Annotated in this window: 13 protein-coding genes; 4 read left to right on the top strand and 9 right to left on the bottom strand. The window is 29.3% G+C overall.

The window, feature by feature from the left end; all coding sequences use genetic code 11:
• Positions 1-47: 47 nt before the first annotated feature.
• The 8 genes from pssE to rfbD form a co-directional block, all read right to left on the bottom strand.
• A complete protein-coding gene (pssE, locus tag C7U55_RS09025) occupies positions 48-524 on the bottom strand; it encodes a PssE/Cps14G family polysaccharide biosynthesis glycosyltransferase (protein WP_106988282.1) in 477 nt (158 codons plus the stop codon).
• Complete coding sequence (gene pssD / locus C7U55_RS09030) at positions 524-2986, bottom strand: PssD/Cps14F family polysaccharide biosynthesis glycosyltransferase (RefSeq protein WP_106988283.1); 2463 nt, start codon at positions 2984-2986, stop codon at positions 524-526. Before pssD ends, pssE begins: the two co-directional genes overlap by 1 nt.
• 84 nt (positions 2987-3070) lie before the next feature.
• Positions 3071-4039 carry a glycosyltransferase gene (locus C7U55_RS09035; protein WP_106988284.1) on the bottom strand — a complete coding sequence of 323 codons (969 nt, stop codon included), beginning with the start codon at positions 4037-4039 and terminating at the stop codon, positions 3071-3073.
• 20 nt (positions 4040-4059) lie between these two features.
• Positions 4060-5646 carry an SGNH/GDSL hydrolase family protein gene (locus tag C7U55_RS09040; RefSeq protein ID WP_106988285.1) on the bottom strand — a complete coding sequence of 529 codons (1587 nt, stop codon included), beginning with the start codon at positions 5644-5646 and terminating at the stop codon, positions 4060-4062.
• Positions 5646-6422: an ABC transporter permease gene (locus tag C7U55_RS09045; RefSeq protein WP_048924817.1), complete on the bottom strand. Its 777-nt coding sequence runs from the start codon at positions 6420-6422 to the stop codon at positions 5646-5648. Before C7U55_RS09045 ends, C7U55_RS09040 begins: the two co-directional genes overlap by 1 nt.
• An 8-nt stretch (positions 6423-6430) precedes the next feature.
• Positions 6431-7156, bottom strand: a complete 726-nt coding sequence (locus C7U55_RS09050) for an ABC transporter ATP-binding protein (protein ID WP_227213152.1) — start codon at positions 7154-7156, stop codon at positions 6431-6433.
• Positions 7157-7192: 36 nt separating this feature from the next.
• Entirely contained in the window at positions 7193-9079 is a 1887-nt protein-coding gene (locus C7U55_RS09055) for a rhamnan synthesis F family protein (protein ID WP_106988286.1), read from the bottom strand.
• A 13-nt stretch (positions 9080-9092) separates the two neighbouring features.
• Positions 9093-10772 carry a dTDP-4-dehydrorhamnose reductase gene (gene rfbD / locus C7U55_RS09060; RefSeq protein WP_106988287.1) on the bottom strand — a complete coding sequence of 560 codons (1680 nt, stop codon included), beginning with the start codon at positions 10770-10772 and terminating at the stop codon, positions 9093-9095.
• Positions 10773-10996: 224 nt separating this feature from the next.
• On the opposite strand from rfbD, the gene C7U55_RS09065 reads away from it, so the two are divergent.
• Positions 10997-12430, top strand: a complete 1434-nt coding sequence (locus C7U55_RS09065; protein ID WP_106988288.1) for a polysaccharide pyruvyl transferase family protein — start codon at positions 10997-10999, stop codon at positions 12428-12430.
• A 344-nt stretch (positions 12431-12774) separates the two neighbouring features.
• Here C7U55_RS09065 and C7U55_RS09070 read toward each other — a convergent pair whose 3' ends face one another.
• Positions 12775-13344 (bottom strand): hypothetical protein, encoded by a 570-nt coding sequence (locus C7U55_RS09070; protein ID WP_106988289.1) that lies wholly within the window; start codon positions 13342-13344, stop codon positions 12775-12777.
• 136 nt (positions 13345-13480) lie between these two features.
• Here C7U55_RS09070 and C7U55_RS09075 point away from each other — a divergent pair, with 136 nt between their 5' ends.
• The 3 genes from C7U55_RS09075 to tnpA form a co-directional block, all read left to right on the top strand.
• Positions 13481-16699: an N-acetylmuramoyl-L-alanine amidase gene (locus tag C7U55_RS09075; RefSeq protein WP_106988290.1), complete on the top strand. Its 3219-nt coding sequence runs from the start codon at positions 13481-13483 to the stop codon at positions 16697-16699.
• A gap of 84 nt (positions 16700-16783) precedes the next feature.
• Positions 16784-18502, top strand: a complete 1719-nt coding sequence (locus tag C7U55_RS09080) for a L,D-transpeptidase (protein ID WP_204638421.1) — start codon at positions 16784-16786, stop codon at positions 18500-18502.
• A gap of 116 nt (positions 18503-18618) precedes the next feature.
• Positions 18619-18785 (top strand): IS66 family insertion sequence element accessory protein TnpA (gene tnpA, locus C7U55_RS14250; RefSeq protein WP_396130014.1); only part of this gene is annotated, 167 nt, incomplete at its 3' end.

The following is an 18785-nucleotide window of genomic DNA, read 5'->3' on the forward strand; positions in this document are numbered from 1 at the left end:
ACTTTTTTTTATTTAATCTACTATTTTTAAATTAATTATTCTTAAATTTACAATCTATCTATAAATTCTTTTATCTCTTTAATAATTCCTTGTTTATCTGCTTTATACTCTTTGGGTATAAAATTATGTGATTCTTTCACAATTTTATCTAAATCATCTAGATCAGTACAGGGAATAATATAGCCCAATTTATCATATCTTTCCATAATTTGTACTTGATGATCATTGTTTTGTTCCTTATATTTTCCTAGTCTAGGTACAACAATAACTCTTTTCTTTAATTTTAAAGCTGCAACAATGGCACCTACCCCAGCATGTGTAATAATCAAATCTGCAATCTCAATTTGGCGGTTCAATTCTTCTTCCGTATAGTATTCTTGACCATGAATCTTTTCATAATTTCCTTTAGTATAACCAAGTTGTACATAAACATCATTTTCTTCAACAAAGTGAGAATTTAATATTGCATTTAATAAACGATCAAAACGTTTATCTTGTGTTCCGAACATAACAAAAATACGCATTATTTCAATCCTCCTCGATATTTAGCATTTGGATAAAGTTTCAACATTTCCTCCCATTGCACTAAAAATAAATCTGCAATTGGATAGACAAGTTTTCCCGATAAAGTTTTCGTTGTGATATTGGCGAATGTTTCTATAAAAATAACTTTTTTACCAAATAATTTGGCAATATAACAAATTGGCACAGTTGTATGCGCTCCTGTTGCAATTACAACATCTGGTTTAACTTTTAAAAACGCTTTGAAACTTCTTATAATAGTAATTGGAAAATTACATAAAAACTTAAACAAATGTTCCTTTGTTCCTGCTGGCATATACCACGAACGTGATTGATTTGTTTTCTTTATTTCTTTCATCATTTCATGATCTTCCGTAAGTAAAAATGAATTATAGCGTTTCATTAATTCATCAAGTTCACAAAGTTCACTATAATGACCTCCTGCTGATGAAGTAAACATGACTCTTGTTTTTAAATCATGAATGTTCATATTTTTAAATGCATCTAACCATTGTTTACGAACATTTTCATAGCTATAAGAATTTGCTTTGTCTTTAGCGTTTTTTGAAAGTTCTTTAGAAGGATTATTTAACAGCGCAACTAGTTTATTCGCCATTTGATCCAAATCTCTATTTTTAATGATATAGCCATCTTTTCCATCTTCGATAATATCTAACGATCCTTTGGCACTATCAAAAGAAAGACATGGTATACCATAATCCATTGCTTCCAATAAAACGAGTCCAAAACTTTCATAGTGTGATGTTGTCACAAAGACACTTGTATTTTCTAATATTTGTGATTTTTCTTTTCCAACTTTATTTCCATAGAACGTTACAGAATCTGCAATTCCTAAACGATCCGCTAAAACACTCAAATTATGTCTTTCTTCTCCATCACCGACGATATTTAAATGAGCTGATGGATTTTGTTCTAAAACTTTTACAAAAACACGTAACATATCATCATAAGCTTTTTCACTTGAAAGTCTTCCCATTACTGTTACTTGATTTGTATCAAACTTTGCATCTTCATGATCCACTTTATCAATACACAAAGGTAAGTATACACATTGTGGTCCCGTTAGATACTCTTTATAGAATTCATTAATTGATTTTGATACAGGAATAAACAAATCAAATTTTTTTACTGCTTTATACACTTTTTTTGGATAATTTTTTTGACAATCAGGATGGCAATGTTCCCACGCAATGAGTAATTTATTCTTTTGGTATTTAGAAAATAATTGATCAAAAGCTAAGGTTGTTGAAATAATAATATCTCCATCGTTATCCTTTGCACATTTTTTGATTAAAGCTCTTTTTTTGTATAAAATCTTTAATGATTTTATACCTTCAAAAAAGATTTTCTTTATGTTTTTATACTTTAAGGCATTTTTTATTTCTTCTTTATTTGGTACTAAATCTGTTGATAAATAAGTTACTTGAACCCTTTCATCAATATAAAAAGAAGGTTCACATAATTTATAAACATTTACAATTTCAACATCATAATCATCTACCAGCATATTGGCAAGTGAACAAATTGCTTTTTCAATTCCTCCTACTCTTAAATGAAGAGAAAGAATTGTCACTTTTTTTCTTGGTCTGTTATGCTTATTTACAATTTTTTTATTTGTTCTTAAATAAGCAAATTGACAAGCCATTTCCGCAGATCTTTTGAGTCTATTTAGAAGATGCTTTGAATGATTAAAACAAGTTTGATGATAGTAAAGTTGTGATGCTTTAAGATATCTTAACTTACGATAATGATTGACATTTTTATTGATAGTAATAGAGTGATTGTGAATAACTTGCACATTATTTAAAACACAAATATGCAATCCTGCTTGTCTTATCTTGGCACAATAAATATCTTCTTCATAAAATAAGAAAGTTCCTTCATCAAAACAACCAACACGATCAATTACTTCTTTTTTTATTCCAAAAAAACATCCAGATAAACATTCAACACTTGTGATTTCTCCTTTATAACGAGACGCTGGATATTTTATTAAATTTTTATAAAGTCTATTGATAATTGGATAATTATCATGAATATCATATTTAATACTTTTTTGTTTCCAACCTCTATTTAGTTTTCCATGTTCTTCTATTGTTGGTCCAAACATTTGATAATTATTATCTGAATTCATATACGCTATAAAATCCTCAAGCTGTCTCTTTTCAACAATAATATCTGGATTAGAAATAATATAATTATCAAAATCATTTTCATATAAATATCTTAATCCTGCATTATTTCCAGCCGCATATCCTGTATTACTTGACATTTCAATCAAATGGATTCCTTGTATTTTACGTAATTCTGTTAAAGAATCATCTGTTGATGCATTATCAACAACTACAATAGAATCTAATATATTATATGATTTTATTTTTTCTACAAACGATACCGTCTCTTTAGCATCATTAAAATTTAAAACAACTATCCCTGTTTTCATTTTTTCATCACCTTACTTCTACTCATAATTCTACTCTATTTTAACAAAACTATAAAAAGAATAAAAGACTCTTACAAAAGAGTCTCATTTATATACAATAGAACATAAATCTCCTACAAAGGTTTTAAAGCTTCCATATCCTTTATATTTCCCTTTTAAATACATAACTATTAAAGAGAAAAATGATTTATTTTTTATATATTTCTTTCTATCTTTTGAATAAAGAATATGATTTTCTACATATTCTTTATTATATTCATAACCTATATTGATTCTTTTTAAGTAATTGAGTAATTCTATTTCTTCATCAATATAGTTTAATCTTTTAATTGTTCTATTTTTCATCAATTCTTTATGTGAATTGTGAATAACATCATCGAGTCCTATCGTATTTTTATCATGTATACGATAATCAATTAATGGAACATTATAAAAATAACATCCATCTTGCATTGCTGCAATCAAGTTCAATTCCCAATCGTGAGGATATTTACTTTGTGTATTCTTCAAGAAAATTTCTACTTCTTCTTTTCTTACTGCCATACAACATCCTTGAGAAAAATTAGTAATTTTTACTAAAGATAAATCCACTCTCTCTATTTCATCAATAACATCTTTATGTAATAGATTTTGGTTGGCGTATCCTTTCTTTTGTTCAATCGAAAAAGGTTTTCCTTGTCCATCTACAAAATTAAAGCTTGAAGCAAGGGTTTTTATTTCTGGATGATTCTTTAAAGCCTCAACCATTCTTTCTACTTTATCAAGATGCCAAATATCATCTTGATCACATAAGAAAATAACATCTCCACTTGCATGTGCTAATCCTTTTTTAAAATTACCTTTATAACCTAGATTTTTTTCATTTTTTATAAATATCCAATTTAATTGGTGATTGCTTATATATTTTTCAACAAGATAGCTTGTATCATCTGTTGATACATCATCAACAATAATAACTTCATCAAGTTTTAGAGTTTGGTTTTTTATTGAATCTAACTGTTCATTTAAGTATTTAGCTCCATTATATGTTGCCATTACTAATGATATTTTCATTGAATTAACCTCCCTCTTTTTTATTTTGTTAAAAATGCTCCATAACAATGATCATCTATCAATTGTCCTGATTCGTTATATAGTCTATAGTATGTCCAATAATATCCATTTTCATTAGGAGCATAAGTCGTCCATAAATGTCTTCCACTACTTACCTTTTTTAAACCAGTACCATAAACCCATGGTTTTGGATTACCATTTAAATATTTTTGACAATCTAATAATAAAATTTCATAATAGTATCCTTGGTTAGGATTTACATTAGAAGATACGCCTAATAAGACACCTCTTCCATAAGGATTTGATCCTTCATATTTTCCATCTATATAAGCTGGGTAACTATGTTCAACATTAAATCCAATTAATTTTGATGAAATCTTTTCCGAATTAGAATTAAGTAATTCACAATTAATTAAATAACTTCCTTTATTAGGTTGCCATTGTACACTTGATGAGGTACTTGATAATGTACTCCATCTTTGTTCACTAATGTTGTATACTTGCCATTTAAATTTATTTTGAGAATTAATCCCTGTACCTTGTGCATTCAATTGAATATATGTACTGTTAAAAGAATATCCAATACTATTTAATGTCTGTGGTTGGACATAGAATGCACTAACGTGATTGATTTGATCACCGTTAGGGTTCTTTGCAAGTGCATAAATCCAATACCATCCAGAATTAGGTACACTATAGCTTATTTGATTACTTGATTGATAGCCACTTGACCAAATCCATTTAGATTTTGTGCAATCATAAATCATGAATTCATAAAGAGTTTGTGAATTTCCACCTGCATTATAACTTGCATTTATCAATCCATTGCTATTTGTAAAATCAATATCTGTGGCATCTAATTTTGCATACCCATTTTCCATATAATAAGTAATTTTTTCATTACCAGAAATATTTACATGTAAATAGTCAGCACTACACATATCTCTTGTTTTATCAATATTTGCATTTCTTAAATCATAACATTCTACACCGTAATATTGACATACGGTTTTTATAGCGTCCACATAAGCATCTACTTGCCATTGTGGACCCCATATTTCTTTTCTATAATAAGGTGTAATACTTATAATTTTAGCGTTTGGATAAGACGTCTTCATTCGATAGATTGCTGTTTGATAAGCATTATAAAATGTACCAACATCTCCTATATTTTGTCCTGGTGTAAAGTTTCCTAAAGGTGTCCCACCAATATCATTAGTGCCACCAAAAAACAAAATAACATCAGGTGTCCCATTATCATTCAAAGCATCGATTCTTTCCTGACTAGCCATACATTTTGTAGCATCATATCCTGATGGATCACCTTGATACCATCCCACTTTAGAACCGCCTAAGGCCTCACATACGCCTAATCGCATAGAATGATCATTAATATATTTCATCCACCATGTTTGTGAAACCGACATATGCTCTGGGCTGTAAAAAGAATAATATTTCATCCCTCTTGTATATCCATTATAAGTTGAAAGACTATCACCCATAACAGAAACAATAGAACGATCATCTTCTATAGCTTGTACATTAGAAAAAGAAAAAATGGAGAGGATAAATGAACTAAATATCAAAAAAGTTGTTATTTTTTTCATTATACTTCTTCTGCAAAACCTTTTTCTAATTTTTTAAATATTGCATATCCAATAAATAAAACAATGAGCGTAATAAAGATAAGATATCCTACACTTGTTAAAGATGGAAGTGTGTGATACATAAATAAATCTCTATATGTTTCAATTAAATGAGTTAATGGATTTAAATAAAGAACCCATCTAATTCTTTCTGGCAATAATGTTGCTTCATATAAAATTGGTGTTGCATAAAATAATAAGTTAATAAAGAACTGAATAATATATTCCGTATCTTTAATATAAATATTAATTGCACTAAAGGCAAAAACCAATCCTGAAGTAAATAAAAATTGAATAAAAGCAAAGATTGGTACTAAAATAACATGCCACGATAGTGGTCCAACACCACCAAAAATACAGAATAATATAATAACAATACATGAAATAAAGAAATTAACCAATCCACTTAAAGTAACAGATAATGGTAATATTTCTCTTGGAAAATAAACTTTCTTTATAATTCCTGCATTCATTCTTACCGTAATCATTCCTTGGTTCATACATGTAATAAAGAAGTTCCAAGGAATAATACCAATAACTAAATAAACAATAAAATGATCTGGACTTGATCTCATAATGAATGGGAAAACAATAGCGTATACTAAAACTTGTAATAAAGGATTAATAAAAGACCATAGCACACCTAAAAAAGAGCCCTTGTATTTTCCTCTAATTTCCTTTTTTACATTCGTTTTTAATAATTCTCTATATTGATATAAATCTTTAAATAATCTCATCTTATCACCTACTGACATACCTTTAGGTACTCATCTACTACTTCATTTGGTGTACCATCCATACGTACCTCTCCATTATAAATCCAAATCGCTCTATTACATAATTCTCTTACTTGTCCTAAACTATGTGTAACAATAACAATGGTTTTTTCACTTTTTTTCATCTCTTTTAATTTTGCAAAACACTTATCTTGAAAGTGTTGATCACCTACCGCTAAAATTTCATCAATAAGTAAAATTTCCGCATCAACATTAATTGCGATGGAAAAAGCTAGTCGCATATACATTCCTGAAGAATATGTTCTTACAGGATTATCAATAAAATCACCAAGTTCTGAAAATTCAATAATTTCATCAATACGTTTATCAATTTCTTGTCGTGTTAAACCAAAAATTGCTGCATTGAAATAAATATTTTCCCTTCCTGTAAAATCAGGATGGAAACCTGCTCCTAATTCAAGTAAAGAAGTAAGTTTTCCATGTGTTTCTAACGTTCCTTTATTAGGATACAGAATCTTTGTCATCAATTTTAATAAAGTTGATTTACCACTTCCGTTTGTTCCTATTAAAGCAACAGTTTCTCCTTTTTTTATATCTAAATTGATATTCTTTAAAACTTGTCTTTTTTGAACCTTTGTTGTTTTCCAAAAACATATTCTTTCTTTTAAAGTTGTAGGTTTATCATATACAAGTTTAAAATCTTTATACATATTTCTTATTTCTATCGCATTCATCTACTAGAATCACCTTCTTATTGTGTTATTATAACATTATTTATCTTCTTTTTTTACTTTTTTCTTTACTGCTTTTAAAAAACTTAATGGAAATATTTTCTTTAAAATATTTTTAATTAATTTTTTTATTAAATACTTACATGAATGTTGCATAACCATGATATAGTTCATTTCACCCATCATTTGTTTATAATAAGGTCCAACACCATTTCCTACCATAACTCTATTATAACCTTGAACATAATGATGAAGATTTTGATATTCAATTGCTGCAAATTCTTCAGTCATTGCAACAGCTGGATAATATCCTGCTTGTTGTACAATAAATGGATAAATTCTTTCTATAGCATGTAATAAAGAACCATCTATACCATTTGGTTCTGGTGGGAAATCATTATATTCCCAATCTTTTGCATATAAAGGTTGCATTGCTTTTGGTCTAAACCAAAACATTGTTCCTAAAGGTGCTACAGGTGATTTGTAAGCTGACATTGGTACCGTTAAACCAAGTTCATCCGCTAATTTTTTCGTATTATCAAAGTTTGGTCCCCATTCAAATCCACAAGTTGGGAAAAAAGCATCATGATTTGGTTCTGGTGGTGTTAGTAACCCAAGGCGTGGGTTTTGTTCAAAAGTAGAAATAATATTTTCTACATAATTATTGTTCGATAATGTATTTTCAAAACATTTGTATGCAAATGAAGCCCCACTTGTTCCCGGTTTTACTTGTGCCGTCTTTTTATCATGAGCGAAGCAGACAAGATCATAATTCATAATGACATCTTTCACACCCACTAATAAACTACTTACATCACGTCCACGGTTTTCGATAATTCTTACTTCTAAATGATTATACTGTAAATCTTTATAAGCTTTTTCAATTGCTTGTTTCTTTTCCTGAGTATTTGTCGTAATGTAGATATCTGCATCTTTTGGCATTGATTCAATATAATGTCTATTTTCTTCTAATAAATCAGGGAAATATAAATGAATTACTAAAGCAATTTTGCTTTTAAAAGTATTTTGATATTTTACTTTTGAAGGCATAATATACGTTAAATTCATATTTTTCACAATATCAGATTGATGATAATCTCTTAATATTGCTTCCCAAATAAAATCTTCATTATAATCTGTTTCATTTTTAATATAGTTATAGAGTTCTGTAACACTTTCACCTGTTGTATTTCTTAAATAATCATCTTTATCATGGAAGAAACTTCTTCTTTTAAAAATTGGGCAACGATATTCTTTAATAAGTTTTGTTGGACACATCATTAAAGGATATCCACTGTAATTTCTTAATTCATCAACATTTACAGAAACATCCCATTTATATCCCATATCCGCAAAATGTTTTGTAAAGATAGCTTCATGTTTCCCAATAGCTTCTGAATAATTATGAATCATTGGCATATGATCCCAATAATCATGGAAGTCTTTGCTTTTTACTAAAGAATTTCTACAAACAATAAAATGTGATTGAATATGATCTGGAATATATCCATATTCTATACATCCAAAAGGATCTCCATCATATTTAAAATATTTTGTAAGGCCCCAAAAATCTAAATCTTTATCATTCATTTTAGTAAATGTTTCACTTAATGAATACATTGGTCCCATGATTGTACTATTTAACATCACAACTTCTTCATAAGTTTCTAGCTCTTCCCAACCCACATGTTGTAATGCTGTTTTATAAGCCCAAACATCAAAACCTTTATTTTCTCTTACAATAACTTCACCATACTTTGAAAGAATTTCTTTACCTTCATCATTTAATTTTCCATTACAAATGATAATAAGTTTTGTTAAGTTTTTACATAAATCATCTAAAAAATACGGAACAAATCTATCTACAATACCTTGTTTATCATAAAAGAAATAGATTCCTAATCTTTTATTATTAATTACTTTCATATAAATTACCTTTCTAATCTTTACCTAAAATTTTATTAATTTTATCTGGATTTCCCCAAACACCTGGTGAATCATAAGGTCTATCTGGGAATACTCCATATTGAGGTTTAATATTAAAATGGTTATCTTTTATAAATTGTTCTACTTTTTCACCTAACGGCATAGGTTTTCCTGTACAAACATTGATTGTTCCATCAACTTCATTTTGCATAGCTACAGCTGAAATTTGATGAGCAAGTTCTTCAATTTGAATAAAATCATATTGATTTTTACCTGAATTTAATGGGAATGTTTCTTTTCCTTCTTTTGCTGCTGCAACTAATTTAGAGAAAATGGAGTTATTCTTTAAATCATCCCCCATAATATAATAAGCTCTTAACCATTGTAATTGTGTTTTTGAACCTTTTGTTAATAAATAAGCTGCTTCTCTTAAAGTATTTTTCGCAATTCCATACATTGATGTTGGATTCGTTGGTGTATCACCATTAATTGCACCTTCCCAATATCCAACTTCATGCATTGTTCCCATAACGACAAGTTGAGGAAGTTTTGCATCCACCATTTTTTTAATAAAATTATAATGGTTAGGTAAATCTGTAATATGTGTATCTGCATTATGAACAAAACCATTTCTCCAAGCTAAATGAACAACAACATCAGGACTTCCTAATTTTTCATAAAGATTTTCTTCATCCGAAAAAATCGGTGTTGTGTTTCTTTGTGCTCTTTCATCTACTCCATCAAATTTAAAGTCTGATGCAATTACTTCGCATCCTTTATCTAAAAGTGCTTTTACAACATGTCTCCCAACATATCCATTGGCACCTGTTACTAATACTTTTCTTTTCATTTTATTTTCCTCCAAAAGGTATTTTCTTATTGCCACTTTCCAATCTTCCATTTTGTAATTAAAGTTATCTAATAATTTCTTATTTTGTAAAACCGAATTTGCTGGTCTATTAACAGAAGATGGATACTCTGTTGTTTTCACCTTAGTCACTTTTGTTGCATTTTTACATAATTTAAAAATTTCTTCTGCAAAATCTGACCATGCACAATGTCCTTCACAAGTTGCATGGTAGATTCCATATTTATTAGAAGATAATAATAATTCAATGACTTTTGCTACTTCTGTAGCACTTGTAGGACTCCCTACTTGATCACATACAACATTGATTGAATTATTTTTTTCTGATAATTCTAACATTTTATTAACAAAATTTCTACCAATGCCATATAACCATGCCGTTCTAACAATAAAGTACTTGTCAAGAGTACTTATAACATTATCTTCTCCTGCTTTTTTTGATTTTCCATAAACAGATTGTGGATTTGTTTTATCATCTTCGTTATATGCCTCTTTTTTTGTTCCATCAAAAACATAATCTGTTGAAACATGAATAAGTGTTGCATCTATTTCTTTGGTTACAACAGCAATATTTTTCACACCATCTGCATTTACTTTAAATGCAAGATCTTGATGTGTTTCACATTCATCCACTTTTGTATATGCTGCACAATTTATCACATAATTTGGATTATATTTATTTAATACTTTTCTTACATCTTCGATATTTGTAATATCCATATCATCAATATCAGTATCCACTATTTCTATATCATTTCGTTTTGATAATAGTTTATTTAAAGCAATACCTAATTGACCCTTAGAGCCTGTAATTAATACTTTCATCTTCTATCCCTTTCTTTTTTCTACTACATATTACCATAAAATGTACTTTAAATATACCTTGCTTACTCTGATATATTATCAATCACACCTATATTAACTAAATTTTGTAATTTGTAAACCCTTATTCCCATTTTTATCTTATTTAATATTTCATATTATCATGCTATAATGCAATAAAATAGTAGATTCTTACTATTTAAAGATATAATAGAAAGGAAATTGAAATGAAAAAATATAATATTGCATTTACTGGTGTTTTTGATATTGAAAACTATGGTGATCACCTCTTTCCTCTTATTTTTAGGGAAAAAATGAAAAAAAAAGGAATTGACTGTGAATTATTTCTTTTTTCTCCAATAGGTGATGTTCAACAAGGCTATCAACAAAACTACGAAGTTTATCCACTCTATAAGCTTCAAGAACTTCATGATCGTTATCATTTTGATGCTGTTATAGTTGGTGGGGGAGGTATTTTACATTACGCTAGTGGTAAACAATTATTAGATAAAAACTCTACAGAATTTGTAGATTATAAAGTTTTTGAAACTTGGGTCATCCCTTCTTTATTTGCTTATAATAATAAAGTCAAACTGATTTGGAATTTACCTGGAGGTTTCCATGAATTTGATTATTTCTATAAACCTCTTACACGTTGCTTATGTACAACAGTTGATTATATGAGTGTAAGAGATCAATATACAAAAGATATTCTAACTTCATGTAATATTCCAGCCGATAAAATATATACCTGTCTTGATTCGGCTTTTATAATGAAAATTCTTTTTAAAAAAGAAGATTTAATGTCTATAAAAAATAAAATTATTCAATCTGATTCTTATGTGATTTATCACGCCAATATTCATTTACCTGAAAATGAAATTCCTGAACTAGTTGAGAATTTATATAAGCTTAAATGTGAAGGTCATGATATTGTTTTACTTCCTATTGCCTATACACATAATGATCAAGCTATTTTAAATAGGATAAATGAATATTCAATCAACACTTATGGTGAAGATGGCGCATTTACAGTATTAGGTGAAAATTTAAATATGATGGATATTATGTCACTTTTAGCTTGTTGTAAGTTATATATAGGCGTAAGTTTCCATGGGGCGGTTACCGCACTTAGTTTTTCTAATAGTGCTATCGGTTATGATTATATGCATAATGGAAAAACAAAAGATTTATTTAAAACATTGAATATTCCTCAATACTATATTACAAACTCTCATGAATTAGAAAAAACAATTCAATCAATTAAAACAGAGGGATGCCATGTTGAACTAGATCAAAAGATAGTTAATATCAATCATCATTTCGATAACATGTGTCATATTTTAGAAGAGGATTATAAAGAAAAAGATAGAAATCAATTCTATCTTGAATTCTCTCAAGCAATCTTTGAAATCAATAATTTCTATGAAAAATGTAAAAATTATGATGATATAACTGATCAACTTTCTCATCTTGATCAACTCGCCCGAGCAACACATATTCAATTAGAAAATTTAAAATATGAGCATCAACAATTACAGGATAAATATCTTGAAACTGTTAATCAATTAGAACAAACAACAGCTCAACTTCAAAAAATACAAAATACTGTTTTATATAAAGGATATCATAAAGTTAAAAGGGTTTTTAAAAATAAATAAAGATTGTTGGCACGCTAAACTTTGATGGGGTTTCATCAAAGTATCCTTTAAAGTTTTATAGGGATACTTACCCCATACCTAATTTAGAGTTAAAAATAAAAGACATCATATTTATTACCTGTTTAAGGCAATGATTGATGTCTTTTTTGAAATGATATTATATTTTGTTATATAAACCTATTTCCTATTTTTTCTCTGACTATGTTATTTATTTGATTTTTTTATAGGAAAACCCCGTAGAAGTTTAGAGGTAACGCAAAAAAGGCGACCCCGCTAAATTTTATAGTGATAGGTCGACCCCCATAACAATTTCATAAAAACACTCCCTCAGGAGTGTTTTTGTATTATTGAATTTCTAAGCTATAATATTTCTTTAAATTGTTTAGTACTTGATCATTGGCACCGTATCCACCTGCAGAAATAATAACATTACCATCTCTATAGTAATAATATGTAGCTTCTTTTTCTTCATTATAAGTAATTCCTACAGTTTTTCCATCAGAGGTTGTTTTTGTTTCATTCCATTGACTTTCTGTACTTTTTGCACTGTCTTCATTATAGTAAACAGCTTTACTATAAATTTCATAAGAAGAATTTGTATTTTTTTCAATACATTGCGAATATTTTAAACCATTTGCTTCATCTTCTTTATAGCTTAATTGATCATCTACAACATAACCATCTTCTTTTTCTAAAGATTTTTGTAATTGATCATATTTTTCTTCTAGTGTAGCTGCTGTTTTAGTGTCATCTTTTGTATTAATTGTGTTTTTATCATCTGCTTTATTTGTTTCTTCTTTAACTTCAGTATCTTTTTTATCAGACTGAGTATTCGATTGATTATTTGAATTACTGCATCCAAAAACCCCTAAAAGTAAAAAAGAACATACAAATAATTTTAGTGCTTTTTTCATAACTTCCACCTTCCTTTATTTTATTATATATTTTCTACACTTTTTCTACAATATAACAAATTTAATTTTTTTATTTTAGAAACCTTTGAATCACATAATTATATGCTATAATATACCCCGTAGAAGGAGGGGAAATTTGAAAAAACTAATATTAAAGGCATTATTAACATTTACAGTATTGTCAATGACATTATCACCTGTTTTTGCGCTTGATGAAGTAGCACCAACAAATAGTAATGAAATTACTCAAAAACAAATTGCTAATATTAGTGAAAATGATTTAATTAACTATGTTTATTTAGAAGAAACTGAAACAACAAACAGTTATGAAAATGTTGTTTTATCTCTTAAAGATGAATATAAAAATGCATCAAATGCAATTTTAACTTATACAGATTCTAGTAATAAATCTTATCAAGTAAATTCTAGCAATCAAAATGATTCAGAAGTATTATTTAAAATTGAAAACTTAACTGAAGGTACTTATCAATTGTCTTCTATGACTTTTGAAATGGATGGTAATGTTTATCAATCAACATTTACCTCTGACTATAACGCTTCATTTTCAGTTGTAAATGGTGTTTCTACTCAATCATTAGATAATTGCGATGAAGAAGTTGAAGAATATGCAAATGATTCTTCAATGAAAGTCGTTGAAGCAACAAGTTTAGATGAAGCTTTAGATGCTGTAAAAAGCGTTAAAGCCAGAAGTCATAACGGAAACTATGTTGTTTACTTAGATGCTGGACATGATAACACTCATACTGGTGCAAGAGGAGTAAACGGAATCAAAGAAGAAACTTATACTCTTGCCATTGCTCAAGCATGCCGTGATGAATTACAACAATATCGTAATGTTGAAGTTCATATGTGTCGTGATGATTCAGGTAGCTGTCCTTATCCTGGCACATCTTCTGTTCAATGCAATACAAACAGAGTTAGAGATGCTGCCAGCAAAGGTGCTGATCTTTACATCGCTTTACATTTAAACTCTGCAAACGGTTCTGCACATGGTGCTGAAGTTTATGTATCTAACAATTCTGCTTATTATTCACAAGGAGCTAATCTAGCTAATAAAATTGTTGCTCAACTAAAAGCTTTAGGTCTTTCTGCACATGGAAGTGCTGTTAAAGTAAATGCAGGTGCAAACGGTGTTGATAAATATACTGTTATTAAACATGGCGTTGAACATGGAATTAATTCAATGATTGTTGAACACGCTTTTGTTGATAACTATTCTGATGCAAACTATATTACAAATAGATATCATGATATTGGTGTTGCAGATGCAACTGCTATTGCAAACTATTTAGGTTTATCTAAAGGTCCCCATGTTACATTGAAAGGATTCACATGGCAAGTACATGATGATCGCATTCTTATTGGAACGGCCTATGAAGCTAATACTAATGTAAGATTTACTTTTAAATCTTATAATTTAAGTACACATCAATGGGTAACATTAGGAGAAAACAAAACTTCTAACTGGCAAACTTGGTTGCCAGAAAAAGGAAACTATTGGATCTATGTAGAAGCAACAACACCAGATGGTTATACAACAAACCAAGTAATGTGTTTTGCGGTAGGTAAAAACTATGCTCCATATGTATCTTTAAATGGATTTACATGGCAAGTATTCTCAGATAGAATCAATATTGGAACAGCTTATAGTACAAATACAACAGGAGTAAGATTTACATTTAAATCTTATAACTTAGATACAAAGAAATGGACTGCTTTAAGTAATGAAAAAGCATCAAACTGGCAAACATGGTATCCAGAAAAAGGAAACTATTGGATCTATGTAGAGGCTACATTACCAAATGGCTATAAAACAAATCAGGTAATGTGTTTTGCTGTTGGTAAGAACTACTCTACTAGAGCTATGAGTGCTCGTAGTGCTTCTCCTGAAGTTACTACTTTATCTGCAGATGATGGTATTGCCGTTCAAGCTGCAGAATCTTATTATGCACGTTTAAAAGGTTTCACTTGGCAAATGCAAGGTGATAAAATCTTACTAGGTTCTGCTTATGATACAAATGATCCAGATTTAAGATTTACTTTTAAATCTTATAATTTAGATACTAAAAAATGGGAAGTATTAGATAGCAATAAAAAATCAAACTGGCAAACTTGGAAACCTTATAAAGGTAACTATTGGGTTTATTGTCAAGCAACAACTTCTGACGGTAAATCTTATGATCAAACAATGTGTTTTGCTGTTGGTAAAAACTATGCATCTTATGTTAATTTGAATGGTTTTACTTGGCAAATGCAAGATGATAGAATCCTAATTGGTTCTGCTTATGATACAAATGATTCAGGTACTCAATTCTCATTTAAAGCATATAATTTAGATACGCAAAAATGGGAAACATTATCTACATTTAAATCATCTAACTGGCAAACTTGGAAACCTTATAAAGGTAACTATTGGATTTATTGTCAAGCTAAAACATCAACTGGTTATACAACTGATCAAGTAATGTGTTTTGCTGTTGGTAAAGACTATGGACCATATGTTCATTTAAATGGTTATACATGGCAAATGAAATCAGATTCTATTTTAGTAGGTAGTGCTTATAACACAAATGATAGCGATGTAAAATTTACATATAAATCATATAACTTAACTACTAAACAATGGCAATCTCTTTCAGATAACTCATCTTCAAACTGGGTTACTTGGAAACCAGAACGCGGTAACTATTGGATTTACTGTCAAGCTAAAACATCAAATGGTTACACATCTGATCAAACAATGTGCTTTGCCGTATCTGAAGATTATTCAGGTAATTTATATAGAATTATGGGAAGTTCAAGTATTACTGTAGATCAAATGGTAAAATTCTATGAAAATGGTAAAGGTAATGCTACCTATGATACATTTGGTGAATCTCAATATAATGGTTGCTTAACTCAAGGTGGAGCACCTGATATTAGAACTTATTGTCAAATTTTCAAAGAAGAAGCTGAAAGCGAAGGTGTTAAAGTAGAAGTTGCTTTTACACAAGCAATGCTTGAAACAGGTTATTTAAAATTTGGTGGAGATGTTAAACCAAATCAATATAACTTTGCTGGAATTGGTGCAACAGGTAACGGAAATCCTGGAAATTCTTTTGGGGATGTTCGTACTGGTATTAGAGCACAAATTCAACATTTAAAATGTTATGCTTCTACTGATTCTTTAAATTTAGCTAAAGTTGATCCTAGATGGAATAACAATTTAAGAGGAAAAGCTAAATATGTTGAATATTTATCTATTCCTAATAATCCATATGGTACAGGATGGGCTGCATCTGCAACTTATGGAAAGGATTTATTAAAATTAATTACAAACTTATATAAATGTTAATAAGCCGGGGAACGTTGAAATACGTTCCTTTTATTTTATTTATAAAAAGATAGTGATATAATGTTGAATAGAAAGGAGAGGAATATGAAAAAATTAAAAAATATAATTGCTTTAAGTACTTTTATTTTTCTTTTAGCTTTTTCTGCAAAAGTATCTTTTGCCTTAGATGATGAAGTTGTTGATTCATCTACAAATGATGTAACAACTCAACAAGCTCAATCAACTGATGAAAACGTTGATCCTGTCAATGTTCAAGAAGATGAAAATGCAGGTATTGCTACTCAAGAAAATGATAATAACTTAAATGCAGTTAATGCTGGGTTTGATTTATCACTTAATGGGATTTGTCTGTTAGAAAAGGGAACTTATGATAATGTTGGTGTTGCTTATGAAACAAATGATCCAAACATCCAATTCCGTTGGTTACAATATGATGTTGAAAACCAAAAATGGTCTGTTGTAAGTGACTGGCGTACTGGAAACTGGATTACATGGACACCACCTAGAGCAGGTGATTTTTGGATCTACGTTGAAGCTAAAACAAGTGATGGTAATGTTCAAACATCTGTTTATGGACATCACCACGAAGGAGCTTCCCTTCAATTAAATGGTATCTGTGTTTTACCTTCAGGTACTATGACTACAATGGGTGTTGCTTATGAAACAAATGATCCAAATATTCAATTCCAATGGAAAGTATACGATTTATCTACTCAAAAATGGTCTATCGTAAAACCATGGTCTGCAAGCAACTGGGGGTCTTTCCAACCAACTCACGCAGGTGATTATTGGTTATATGTTGAAGCTTTAACTTCTGATGGAAAGATGAAAACATCTGTTTACGGTCATAGAATATTTAAATCAACAATTACTGGATTTAGTGTTTCACCTGATTCAGTTGGATATCCAAATAGTACAACTCATTTATCAGCGTCTTATTATGATTCTATTGGCTGTATAACTCGTACTAAATTTATTTTATATGATGGAAACACATGGTCTTCGATTGCAGAAAATGTTAATGAATGTGATTGGACACCCGTAAATACTGGATCTTATTTATTAGGATATCAAATTATCAATCAATCTAATAATGTTATCGATCAAAAAATTTCTGGATACTATGTACAAAATCCATATGCAACTATCAATAATGTGGATGTTTTAGAATCAGGAAATTTAACTTATAATATTTCAACTGATGTTTCTACAAATGATAGTGGTGCTCAATATAGATTCTTATCATATGATTTATCTAGTGGTAGATGGGAAACAATCCAAGATTATAGCTATTCTAAATCAGCTACTTGGCATGCTCCACATGAAGGTTCTTATTGGGTTCATACAGAAGTACTTTTAAGAGATGGTTCAGTAAAAACATTTACTAAAGGGTTCAATGCAACTGGTACAGAATATAGAAAAAGTGTAATGCTTAACGTTGCTAACAATTACGCTTCTTCTACAAACTATTGTCTTTTAGTTGATAGAGCGACTCATAAAGTGGGTGTCTTTAAAGGAAGTTCATATAATTGGTCTTACTTATATTATTGGGATTGTTCTGATGGAAAACCATCAACTCCTACTGTAAGTGGAACATTTAAAGTACAAAGCAGGGGTTATTATTTTGATTCAGGAAATTCTAGATGTTTCTGGTATACACAATTCCATGGTAACTATTTATTCCATTCCGTTTTATACAACAAAAATGGAACATTACAAGATGGTCGTCTTGGTATGGGGTTATCTCATGGTTGTGTAAGATTAGACATTAATAATGCTAAATGGATCGTAAGCGCCAAATAAAATAGTGGATAAAAATATAGAATTTTAAGAACTACAATATAGAATGTGGAGACTCCATAAACTATATTGTAGTTTTTATATTCTCCAAAAACTATATGGAAAGGAAGAGAGACTATATGACAGTACAGGAACTTACCGAAAATGAAAAATATAAATTTTGGTATTTTAAAATCAAAGAATGCAAGGAAAGTGGTTTATCTGTCAAAGATTTCTGTGACAAAAACAATATCAAGCCGTCGACTTATTATAATTATCAACAAAAAATCAGAAATATTTTATGTGA

Source organism: Faecalibacillus faecis, from assembly GCF_003024675.1.
Taxonomy (GTDB): Bacteria; Bacillota_I; Bacilli_A; order Erysipelotrichales; family Coprobacillaceae; genus Faecalibacillus; species Faecalibacillus faecis.